An 11,656-nucleotide genomic window follows, 5' to 3' on the forward strand; every position below is an offset into this window, starting at 1 on the left:
GTTCTCTCATCGGATGTGCCAATCTTCGACCGGTTCGCGCAGGCCTGATTTGACGCTGCGCAGGATTGCATCATTGACGGCGACGGCGCGCAGGGCGTCGTCGAGCGGCATCACGAAAGGGGTTTCGTCGCGAACCGCGGAAATGAAATGGTGGACCTCCTCGAAGAGATCCCCCGTGATGCGGCCATTGACGGTCGGCCAGTGCAAGGCGTCGGGCTGCGACCACTGTCCATGCGATAGGATACGTAGACCGTGGTCGCGCACGTCGAGGTCGATCATGCCTTCAGTGCCGATGATTTCGGTGCGCGCCCAGATGCCGGTCGGAACGGTCGGTGGCAGCGTCCAGCCGAAGTAGAGCTGTCCGCTCATTCCGTTCGACAGCTCGACGGTGGAGAAGATCGCGTCTTCGGAGCGAACTCCGAGCGAAGGCATGAGCTTGGCGACCGATCGGGAGTAGACGGCGATGATGTCTGAACCTGAGATCCATTGCAGCGCATCCACGTCGTGCACGCCGAGGTAGAAGCAGACGCTCGAGTTTCCGTTCATGCGAAGACCGACTTCGCGATTGGTGAAACGGCCGCTGCTGCCGTGGATCGGCTCGCCGATCCGCCCGGATTTCACCGCTGCCGCGGCTTCGCAATAGCGCGGGTCGAACCGCAGGATGTGGCCGACCAACAGACGCGCGCCGTTTCTCTCCGCCGCTTTCGCAATCGCCTTGGCAGCGGAAAGATCATGAGCCATCGGTTTTTCGAGCAGCACCGGCTTGCCGGCATCGAGCAGAGTGCGGCAGACGTCTTCATGCAGCGTATCGGGTGCCGCCACTATGTAGGCGTCGGCGGCATTGGCAGTCAGCGCGGCGGCGGCATCGGTGAAATGCCGTACGCCGAAATCGGACGCGGCCTTGCTTCCCGAGGCAGCGTTCGGATCAACGAATGCCGATAGTTCCGCGACAGGGCTCTCGGCAACCACCTGCGCATGCAGGAGACCCATGTAGCCGGCACCGACGATGGCGATCTTCAATTTGCTCAAAGGGTCCTCCTTACAGGCATGGTGCAAGGTTGGATGCTGGCCGGGGTGCGCAGGCTGGTGGTGTGATCGTGCGATCACCGAAGGCCAGCGTCATCACATCTTCTTCCGTCGCCCCACGCGCCAGCGTGCCGACAGAGTGGCCTTCGCGCATGACGACGATGCGGTCGGCAACGCCGAGGACCTCGGGCAACTCGCTCGACACCATGAGGATCGCCGCGCCCTCGGCCTTCAATCTTGCGATCAGGTGATGGAGTTCGGACTTTGCGCCGACGTCGACGCCGCGTGTCGGCTCGTCGAGCAGGATGATCTTCGGCTTGGTGGCAAGCCATTTGCCGATGACGACCTTCTGCTGATTGCCGCCCGAGAGTTCGATGGCCATCTTGTCGGGCTGGGCCGGCCGCACGCCGAGTGAGCCGATGAGATCGCGCGCGAGAGCCAGGATGTGGCGAGGTCTCAGCAGGCCGAAGTGACTGTTGTCGCGAATCCAGGCGAGGGACAGGTTATCCCTGATCGACATCGTGCCGACGAAGCCTTCCAGATGCCGATCTTCCGGTATGTAGACGATGCCGGCGCGATTGGCGGCCTTGGTGTCGCCGCCGGTCTGCTGCCCGCCGAAAATTCTGAGCGTGCCGCCATGCATGGGATCGAGGCCGGCAATCAGCCTGAGCACTTCGGAGCGGCCGCTGCCCATCAGGCCGGCGAGCGCGACGATTTCGCCCCTGCACACGCTGAGCGTGGCCGACTTCAAGAGCTTGCCATCGGAAATGTTGCTGATCTCGACCGCGGTTTCGCCGACTTGCGCTTCGAGATAGGGGAAGATGTCGCCGACATCGCGCCCGACCATCATGGCGACGATCTCGGCCTCGCTGGTCTGGCTGGTCTGGCGCTCGCCGATGAAGCGTCCGTCACGCAGAACGACGACGCGGTCGCACTGGCTGAAGATCTCTTCCATCTTGTGCGAGATGTAGAGGATGCCGGCGCCGCGAGCTCTCAGCCTGTCGATCAGGTCGTAGAGCTGGTCGCGCTCGCGGTTGGAGAGCGCGCTGGTCGGCTCGTCCATGATGAAGAACCAGGCATCGGACAGAACGGCACGGGCAATTTCCACCATCTGCCGGTGCCCGACGGAAAGCGTTCGCAGCTCCGCGGCAATGTCGATATCGAGCGACAGCTCGTCCATGATGGCCTTCGCATCGCGCCGCATCCGGGCCCGGTCGAGAAATCCCAGGCGGGTGTGCGGCTCGCGGCCGATGAAGAGATTCTCCGCCACCGTCAGGTCCGGCGAAAGGCTGAAATGCTGATGGATGACGCTGATGCCCTTGGCATCGCTGGGGGAGTGGAACTGGACGGCGTTGCCGTCGATGGCGATCTCACCCTCGTCCGGGCGATGCAGACCAGAAATGCACTTCACCAGTGTCGATTTCCCGGCCCCGTTCTCGCCGGCAAGTCCCACCACCTCGCCAGCCGAGACGGCAAAGCTGACACCGTCGAGTGCCTTGACGCCCGGAAAAGACTTGCCAAGCCCGCGCAAGGCGATGCTGTGTTTGCCGACCGATGTTGCGGCGGTGTTGCGGGGCGACGGGGTGGACTTGCGGCCACCGGTCTTGAACAAGGCGGCGACACTCTCCGGCTGGCTGGTGAGAACGGCCACCAGAATGAGGCTCGCGGTCACGAAATAGATCAGGATCTGCGGCACCTGCAGGAAGGACAGGCCGGTGTTGATGACGCCCAGCAGCAGCGCCCCGATCGCCGTTCCCCAGATCGAGCCCTGGCCGCCGGAGAGTTTCGTGCCGCCGATGATCGCGGCTGTGATGGCTGTAAATTCAAGGCCGGTGCCGGCAAGCGGCTGTGCCGAACCAAGGCGGCCGATGGTGAGGATCGCGCCGAGCCCGGCTGTCGCACCGGCAATCAGGTAGACGGAGATGCGCACGAGGTCGACGGGAACCAGAGAGGCCCGCGCCGCCCCCGCATTGCCGCCGATCGCATAGATCCAACGCCCGTATACCGTTCGATTGAGCACGAACCACCAGAGGCTCAGGCAGATGGCGGCGATGATGACGGAGACCGGCAGCAGGCCGATTGTCTCGCGTCCGGCGAAAAGCAGGACCGGATCGGCGACCGCGATGCTGGATGCGCCGGAGAGACTGAGCGCCAGGCCGCGCGCGAACGCCATGGTGGCGAGCGTTGCGATGAAGGGAGAGATGCCGGCAAAGCCGATCAGCGCTCCATTGAGCAGACCTATCGCGGCACCGCCACCGATCGCGGCGAGAAGGCTCAGGCTCGCCGAGCCGGTTGCCGTATAGGCAAGACCCGCGGCGATGCCGGAACAGGCGAGGTTGCTGCCGACGGAAATATCGATGCCGCGCGCGATGATCACGGCCGTCATGGCAAAGGAGATGAGGGCGATGACCGCACTCTGCTGCGCGATGCTGACAAGGTTGCCGGTCGACAGAAAGCGCGGATCGATCCAGCCGAAGACGGCGATGGCGACCAGCAGCACCGCGATGAGAACCGGTTCGTTGCGCCGTAGTAACGGAGAGGTCCAGGACTGGAACATGGGTCGGTCCTCTTATCGAGCATCATGCGCGGTCACCACGGAAGCGGCGACGGCGATCGTCAGGAAAAGGGGACGCCGGATGATACGTCATCCGGCGCTTGAGCCGCTTTAGGCTGTTACTTTGCCAGGGTCATGGCGGTCGCCGGAACCTTGGGACCGAGTTGCTCGGTATAGTTCTTGGCTTCCACCGCCTCCTTGTCGGTGTTGATGTATTCGAAGGTGAGGCCATCCGCCTTGAGCTTCGCCGCCGTCGCATCCGAGGTCACGAAATAGGTCGGCATGTAGAGATCCTGCGGCAGCTTTTCGCCGTTGGCCAGGCGAGCGGCAACGGCGATGTTCCAGTAGCCGACACGATAGGCGCCGGTCAGCACGTCCATCACCATCTTGCCGTCGTCGATCAGCGGCTTCATCTCGGCGTCGCCGTCATAGCCGCCGTAGAGCAGCTGGGTTCCCATCGAACTGGCAACGGAATCGGCTGCCAGGCAAAGGCTGTCGGAGATGCAGCCGATGGCCTTCAGGTCCGGATAGGTGGTGAGCCATGTCTGGGCGGCATTCGTTGCCTTGGCTGCGTCCCAGCCGGTCGGCTCGATGCCGACGACCTTGATGTCCGGAAACTCCTTTTTCAGGGTTTCGACAAAGCCTTTTTCGCGCGTGTCGGACACGAAGTTGCCACGCGAACCGACGAGCAGGGCGACTTCGCCCTTGCCGCCAAGCGACTTGCCGAGCGCGCGGGCAACCATCGACATGTTGTCGTAGTCCGGATAGAGCGTCGAATAGTTCGAGCCTGCCTCGACCTTGTTGCCCATGGTGATCACCGGAATGCCGGCGGCGGTGGCTTTCTGGATCACCGGAATGACCGCGTTCTTGTCGATCGGATCGATCAGGATCGCGCTGACGCCCTGATTGATGAAATTCTCGATGATGCTGACCTGTTTTTCCAGGCTACCCTCGGCGCTCTGCCAGGTGGATTTCACCCCATAGTCGGCGGCAGCCACGTCGCCAGCTTCCTTCATGCGGACAAAGAAGGAGTTCTGCAAGTCGATTGCCGCAAGTCCAAGAACCTTTTCCGCGGCAAGCGAGGGCGTTGCGATGGCGAGTGCAAGCAGAGCAATGGATGCTTTCAGGGAAATGCGCATGTTTCAGTTCTCCTCTTGTTGCGACAGGACGATTCTTCGCCTCTTTTTCATGTCCCGCACGACGACCGTCCCAGCGACAGGCATTCCGGCGGTATTCCGCGGCACTCGTGCCGTATCCATGTCGGGCCGCGTCCTGCGTGGACCGGCCTTTCTCGACCTCAGCCGTTCAGGCCTTCGACACCGGCGCCGCAGACAAGCCCGGCGATGCGGGCGCCGCGCGGTGGCTTGAAAGCTCCGCTCATCAACGCGGCCAGCGATGCCGCGCCGCTGAGGTCGGCGGCGATGCCGAATTCGAACCAGAGCAATTCAGCGGCTTTCTGCATGTCCGCATCCTCGACAAGGACGATGTCGTCGACGTGCTTGGCGACGATCTCGTAGATACTTTCGTCCGTGCGGCCGCAGGCCATGGTCGCAACCTTCGTCGTTATCTCGGGCAAGCGAACGACACGGCCGGCAGTCAGGGAGGCGTGAAGGGTCGGTGAACCGGTCGGCTCGACACCAACGATCCTGGCGTCGGGTTTGACGTGCTTCAGGACTTCGGACATGCCACTGATGAGGCCGCCTCCGCCGATCGCGACGATGTAGATGTCGGCATCGGGAATCTGGTCGACCATCTCCAGCGCCACGGTTCCCTGGCCGGACACGATCTGCGCATCGGCGAAGGGATGCATGTAGAAGGCGCCGCGCGCTTTTGCCTCGGCCAATGCAGCCTCATGCGCTTCATCCCAGACCTTGCCTTCGAAGCGAACGTCAGCGCCCCATTTGCGCAGCTTTTCCGCCTTCAGCGGGCTTGCATTGTTCGGCAGGTAGATGGTGGCGGGAGCGCCGGCCCGGGCAGCCACATAGGCGGTGGCCAGGCCGTGATTGCCGCCGGATGCGGCGACCAGTCCGTTTTCGATCCGGCCCGGCTCGAGCGTTTTCACCCGGTTCGTGGCGCCCCGGATCTTGAAGGAGCCGCTCACCTGGAGGCATTCGAGTTTCAAATAGACATCATTTTGGAGGTTCGCGCCCGTGGCATGGTCGAGCTTGACGACCGGGGTGCGCCGTATGAAGGGGGCAATGCGCCGGGCAGCCGCCATGATGTCTTCATGGCTCATCGGTCAGTGCCTCCGGATATTCGTTGGCCAGCACGAAACAGCAATTCCCCGGGCGCACGCGGCCGGGTTGACGCTTGGCGAAAACGATGCCGTCGATGGGGTGAAGGAGATCGATGGGCGCGCGCGACGGCGTGTGGAGGAAGTGAATGCGTCCGGCAAGGTCGCCTTTGCTGACGGCACTGCCGAGGGGGCTCAAGGGTTCGAAGACACCGTCCTCCTCGGAAAGCAGATAGCCTTCGCTTCCGGGCACCTTGAGCACGCGTGCGTTGGCGCCAGGGGCAATGTCAGGCGCGCCCTTCAGGACGCCTGCATGTTTCAGCACATTGCGGATGCCCCTGCGGCAGATGGCCAACGCATCCGGACTGACAAGGCCGCCGCCGGCCATCTCGCTGCCGATGACGATCAGCCCCTGGTGATTGGCGGACGCGGTCGAGGTCCGGGTTTCGCCGAGATTGTCGACCATGACAACGGTCGGCGCCCCGAAGGCGAGCGTCGCCTTGATGTTCTTGCGATGCCCCTGCGCGGTCGGGGAGGGCTCGATGATCGCGCTCGGCAGGATCATCAGGGACGAACCGCCGGAGTGGAGATCCAGGAAATAGTCGGCCTTCGGAAACAGGATGTCATGCACATAGGCCGCTATCTGGCTTGTCAGCGTGCCGTTGAAATCGCCTGGAAAACTGCGGTTGAAATTCAACCCGTCGACCGGGGAGGTGCGGGTGCCGGCCTCGACGGCCCGAATGTTGATGGCCGGAATCGCGATGATGCGACCGGCTATATCCCGTGGATCGATCTCGCGCAGAAGCTCGCCGAGCGCGATCGGCCCCTCATATTCGTCGCCGTGGTTGCCACCCTCGATCAGGACCGTCGGACCGTCTCCGTTCTTGATGACGGCCAGCGGAACGCGGACCGTGCCCCAGGCATCGTCGTGCGGCGATTGGGGCACATGGAAGAAGCCGATCTGCTTGCCCTCGCGATCGAAATCGACCGACGTGTAAACACTGTTGTTTCGGGGCGTGATGGTCGCGCGGACAGTGTTTGCTGGTCTCTGGACGGTCATCGGCTCGGCCTCGAAATTCATTGTCCCCGTCATCATGTCAGTTTTATATATGGTGTCAAGTTTGGATATAAAACCAATGGCAATTCCGATTTCTTGTCTCTATCGTGCGTGGACCACCGGGGATTCTTCGAATGGCAGATGACGCAAAAGAGAGTGGCAAACCGACCTATTCGGCCCCGGCGCTGACGAAGGGTCTGGATGTCCTGGAGCTGCTGGCGGAGGCGCGAGCGCCCTTGACGATGAAGGAGATCGCGGAAGGCCTCGGTCGTTCGAAGAATGAGATTTTCCGGATGCTGATCGCGCTCCAGGAGCGTCAATATATCGAGCGCAACGCCGAGACCGACGCCTATTCGTTGACCGACAAGCTTTTCAAGCTGGGGCTGCACACGCCGAGCGCTCAGGATCTCATGTCCGCCGCAATGCCCGAGCTGACGCGGATTGCCGGGGACTCAAATCAGTCGCCGCACCTGGTCGTCTTCAATCATGGCTTGACCGTCGTGACCGCGGCCGTTCCCGGCGGCGAGGACATGGCGTTCACGCTGCGCCTCGGCTACGGCCGCCTGGCCACCGACGCGACCTCCGGCCATGTGATCCTTGCCTTCCAACCGCCAAAGGTCGCGACGCGGATGATCGACGAATGTGCGGCACATTCGCCGGCGCCGCTGGATCGAGAGGCGCTGGAAAAGCAGCTTCGTACCATCCGCGCGGACGGTTACTGGATGCGCGAGAGCCGTGATTTCGTCGGCATCACCGATATCTGCTGTCCGGTCATCGGACCGGACGGCAGCGCCGTCGCCTCCATTATCGTCGCCTATATCAATCGCCATACGCGTGAAAGCCGCCATGCCTTTACTCTGGAGGTCCTGCGTGCTGCCTGCGATCGCATCTCCATGAAGCTGTCACCGCGGGTTCGCTGAGGGGTCGTGGTGCGCTGACGGCGCAGACGAGGCACCGCCCGCGGGACGTTTGCACCGGATTGATAATACCAGTATGGGTCCAGTCAGGAATGTTTTGATCCTGGGTGCTTCTCGCGCGGGAGGAAGAGCAATGACAACCGTGAACCTGATCGGGCTTGTCAGTCGGGAGATGGAAGCGACAGCCTCCGATGTGCCGCTTTACCGACGGTTGAAATCGGCGATCGAGGCAGCGATCCGTTCCAACGCTTTGAAGGCCGGCGCGGTTCTGCCGGGCGAGCGGGTTCTGGCGGAAGCCCTGTCGATCTCGCGTGTCACTGTGAGAAAAGCTCTGGCGTTGCTCGAAGAGGAAGGGCAGCTCAATCGCCGGCATGGTTCCAAAACCGAGATCGGGTCGCGGGTCGAAAAATCGCTTTCGACGCTGACGAGCTTTTCGGAGGACATTCTGGCGCGCGGCCTGAAGCCTGGATGCCTATGGCTTTCCAAACAGATAAGCCGTCCATCGCCAGCCGAAATGATGGCTTTGGGTATTGCCGCAAACACCAATGTAATCCGCATGCGCCGCGTGCGGACGGCCGATGGCGCGTCGATCGCCGTCGAGGTCTCGGCCGTGCCGGTTCGCTTCCTTCCTTCGCCCGAGATGGTTCAGGACTCCCTCTATGAAGCGCTAGATGCACGCGGCTTCCTGCCTCAGAGGGCAATCCAGCGCATGCGCTCGCGCGGCGCATCGCTGGAGGATGCAAGACACCTTCATTGCGAGATGGGCGCACCGCTGCTGATGACCGAGCGCCGCTGCTTTCTCGCCGACGGACAGATCGTGGAATACTGCGAGACACGCTACAAGGGAGACGTCTACGACTTCGTCTTCGAGCTGCAAAGATAATACCAGTCATGAACTGGTTGTAATCTGGTGTTTTCCATTTATCGTGATGGCGACAAGGGAGTGCCGACGTGCAGCGGGAAGACATCGCCAACTGTCTCATCGTGTCCTGCCAGCCGGTTCCCGGCGGCCCGATGGACAGTGCGCAATTCGTGACGGGCTTTGCCAGGGCCGCTCTTGAAGCCGGAGCCAAGGCCCTGCGCATCGAATCCGTGCCTTATGTCGCGGCCGCCCGCCTGGCAGTCCGCGTGCCGATCATCGGTATCGTCAAGCGCGATCTCACCGACAGCCCCGTGCGCATCACGCCCTATCTGGCCGATGTCGAGGCGCTGGCCGAGGCGGGCGCCGATATCATCGCTTTCGATGCGACGGACCGTGTCCGTCCCGTTCCTGTCGAAGCGCTTGTGAAAGCCGTCAAGGCCAGGAACAAGCTGACCATGGCCGATTGCTCTTGCCTTGACGATGCGCGCCGGGCCCTTGCCGCGGGTGTCGATTTTGTCGGCACGACGCTTTCCGGCTATGTCGGCGGGCCGGAGCCGGAGGATCCGGACATCGCCCTCATCGCTCAAATGCGAACCCTGACCCCCTACGTCATCGCCGAAGGGCGTATCCGGTCGCCGGAGCAGGCGGCCGCCGCCGCGCGCGCCGGCGCCTGTGCCGTGGTTGTCGGATCGGCGATCACCCGTACCGAGCACGTCACCTCGTGGTTCCACCAGGCGATTTCCGAGGCCTATGCGGCAAGAGGCACGCAAACCGTGCTTGGCCCAACCGTGCTGGGCATCGACATCGGCGGAACCAAGACCATGGCCGCGCTGGTCAGCGGCGGCAAGGTGATCGAGGACATGATCGTGCCGACGGCGCGAGAGGCTGGACCCGACGCCTGGCTGGCATCCCTTACGCAAAGCACGTCAGCCTGGTCAAGCCGCATCAGTCGTATCGGTATTGCGGTGACGGGGCTGGTGCACGATGGACGCTGGTCGGCGTTGAATCCGGCGACGCTTGGCATTCCCGACGGCTACCCGCTGGTCGAAAGGGCATCCGCTGTTTTCGGCAAGCCTGTCTGTGCGTTCAACGATGCCCAGGCAGCCGCCTGGGGCGAATACAAATTCGGCGCCGGGCAAGGTCGCGACATCGTCTTTTTGACCATCTCGACCGGAATTGGCGGCGGCATCGTTTGCAACGGCCGATTGCTGTCCGGTCTTGCCGGTCACTTCGGTCTGATCCGTAGTTTGTCTGAAGACCAGGCCCCGCTCGAAGACAGCACCTCCGGCCGCTGGATCGCTTCGCAGGCCCTCAAGGCCGGCTTCAAGGCCGATGCCGCCGATGTGTTCGGGCTTGCGCTGAAGGGCGAGGCCTGGGCCGACGCCATCGTCTCGCGGAGCGCCTCGCGGGTCGCGACGCTGTGCCGGGACATTCAGATGATGTTCGATCCGAAATCGATCGTCATCGGCGGCAGCATCGGTCTTGCCGATGGCTATCTCGACCGGGTGCGCGCGCATCTGGGCGAGGTTCCACCGCGCCTTTCCTCCAATCTCGTTGCGGCGAAGCTCGCGGGCCACGCCGGCGTCATCGGTGTTGCCGATCTTGCCGAATGGGCAAGGTAGCGGCGCCGCCGGTCATGCCATGCAAAAAGCATCAAAAAAGAAGGGAACGATCATGAAATTGAGCAGGACGTCTTTTGCGCTTATGGCCACCCTCCTCGCGGGGACAGCTTTGCCGACCTTTGCCAATGCAACCGTGACCGTGCTCGGCTGGCCTGGCGGGTCTGAGGAAACCGCACTGCGGGCAACCGTGGAAACCTACAACAAGCAGGCAAGCGATGCCGACAAGGTGGAGCTGCTGTTCTTCAACCGCGAAGGCTTTTACGACAAGCTGCAGGCCGACATGGCGGCCGGATCCAACGCCTTCGACGTGAACCTCGTCGCCACCTACTCGCTCGGTCGCTACGCGCCCTATATGGAGCCGGTCGATCTTGGCGCGGATGCGGCCAAGGTTTTCGGCGAATCCGTTCTCAAGACGATGCAGTTCGACGGCAAGCAATACGGCGTGCCGACAGACCTTTCGCTGCACTTCATGTACTACCGCAAGGATCTCGTCGACGCCTTGAACAGGGATGACGCCGCCAAGAAGACCTATGGTGAAATCGCCCAGAAATATCTCGGCAAGCCGCTGCAGCCGAAGGACCCGGACAGCTGGACCTGGGACGACTGGGCGGCCACCGCCCTCTATTTCACCAAGCAGGTGAACCCCGACAGCCCGGTGCGCTACGGCACGGTCCTGCAGATGAAGAACCTGCTGTTCAACATGATGGTCTTCCAGTCGCTGCCGCGCTCCTACGGCGGCGACTGGATGGACAAGGACGGCAATGTCACGGTGGATTCGGATGCCTACAAGACCGGCCTCGAGCTCTACAAGAAACTCTATGATGCCGGGTCATCGCCCAAGGATTCGCTGAGCTACGAATATGCGGAAACCAACGCGGCCTTCGCATCCGGTCAGGCCGCGACGGCACTGCAGTGGAATGCCGCGGCGGCGGATCTGACCAGCACCGAAAAATCTCCGGCGGTCGCCGAGGTGACCGGGATCGTCGCGCCGCCGGCAGGTCCCGACGGACGCGCCGATCATATCCACGGCCTTGGTTTGGGCCTCAACAAGAACGCCAAGAACAAGGAAGGCGCCGTCAAGTTCCTGAAGTGGCTCGCCACCGAGGATGCGGCCTTGCTCTATGCGCGCAGCGGCGGTTCGCCGGCATTGTCTCCCGATGTCGTCGCCAAGGTTGCGAAGGAACGTCCCGATCTCGTCAAGCTCGGCGAATTCGCCAGCAAGTACGGCTATGTCATGACCGGAGCGACGTCCGCGAGTGCGCTCCCGGTCTATGAGCTGCAGGCAAAGGAGTTTACCGGCTACTGGTCCGGCCAGCAGAGCCTCGAGGATGCGCTCGCCCACACCAAGGCGGGCATGCAGGACCTTCTCAAGAAATGAACCATTT

9 protein-coding genes are annotated in these 11,656 nt (G+C 62.6%); 4 read left to right on the forward strand and 5 right to left on the reverse strand.

Going from position 1 to position 11,656, the window contains the following annotated elements:
• Positions 1-6: 6 nt before the first annotated feature.
• The 5 genes from MESCI_RS13160 to MESCI_RS13180 all read right to left on the reverse strand — a co-directional run bounded on the left by MESCI_RS13160 (position 7) and on the right by MESCI_RS13180 (position 6,909).
• A complete protein-coding gene (locus MESCI_RS13160) occupies positions 7-1,029 on the reverse strand; it encodes a Gfo/Idh/MocA family protein (protein ID WP_013530433.1) in 1,023 nt (340 codons plus the stop codon).
• Between the two features lie 10 nt (positions 1,030-1,039).
• Positions 1,040-3,583 (reverse strand): ATP-binding cassette domain-containing protein, encoded by a 2,544-nt coding sequence (locus tag MESCI_RS13165; protein WP_013530434.1) that lies wholly within the window; start codon positions 3,581-3,583, stop codon positions 1,040-1,042.
• A gap of 116 nt (positions 3,584-3,699) precedes the next feature.
• Positions 3,700-4,719: a sugar ABC transporter substrate-binding protein gene (locus MESCI_RS13170; RefSeq protein ID WP_013530435.1), complete on the reverse strand. Its 1,020-nt coding sequence runs from the start codon at positions 4,717-4,719 to the stop codon at positions 3,700-3,702.
• 158 nt (positions 4,720-4,877) lie between these two features.
• Entirely contained in the window at positions 4,878-5,816 is a 939-nt protein-coding gene (locus MESCI_RS13175; RefSeq protein ID WP_013530436.1) for a threonine ammonia-lyase, read from the reverse strand.
• Entirely contained in the window at positions 5,806-6,909 is a 1,104-nt protein-coding gene (locus MESCI_RS13180) for a succinylglutamate desuccinylase/aspartoacylase family protein (protein ID WP_224620669.1), read from the reverse strand. Before MESCI_RS13180 ends, MESCI_RS13175 begins: the two co-directional genes overlap by 11 nt.
• A 95-nt stretch (positions 6,910-7,004) precedes the next feature.
• On the opposite strand from MESCI_RS13180, the gene MESCI_RS13185 reads away from it, so the two are divergent.
• The 4 genes from MESCI_RS13185 to MESCI_RS13200 all read left to right on the forward strand — a co-directional run bounded on the left by MESCI_RS13185 (position 7,005) and on the right by MESCI_RS13200 (position 11,649).
• Positions 7,005-7,790 (forward strand): IclR family transcriptional regulator, encoded by a 786-nt coding sequence (locus MESCI_RS13185; protein ID WP_013530438.1) that lies wholly within the window; start codon positions 7,005-7,007, stop codon positions 7,788-7,790.
• 130 nt (positions 7,791-7,920) lie between these two features.
• Positions 7,921-8,670: a GntR family transcriptional regulator gene (locus MESCI_RS13190; protein ID WP_013530439.1), complete on the forward strand. Its 750-nt coding sequence runs from the start codon at positions 7,921-7,923 to the stop codon at positions 8,668-8,670.
• Between the two features lie 68 nt (positions 8,671-8,738).
• Positions 8,739-10,271, forward strand: a complete 1,533-nt coding sequence (locus MESCI_RS13195) for a putative N-acetylmannosamine-6-phosphate 2-epimerase (RefSeq protein WP_013530440.1) — start codon at positions 8,739-8,741, stop codon at positions 10,269-10,271.
• A gap of 52 nt (positions 10,272-10,323) precedes the next feature.
• The gene (locus tag MESCI_RS13200) at positions 10,324-11,649 is read left to right on the forward strand and encodes an ABC transporter substrate-binding protein (protein ID WP_013530441.1); all 1,326 of its coding nucleotides are present in this window, start codon (positions 10,324-10,326) and stop codon (positions 11,647-11,649) included.
• The last annotated feature ends 7 nt before the right edge of the window (positions 11,650-11,656 follow it).

Origin of the sequence: Mesorhizobium ciceri biovar biserrulae WSM1271, from assembly GCF_000185905.1 — a bacterium.
Lineage (GTDB): Bacteria > Pseudomonadota > Alphaproteobacteria > Rhizobiales > Rhizobiaceae > Mesorhizobium > Mesorhizobium ciceri.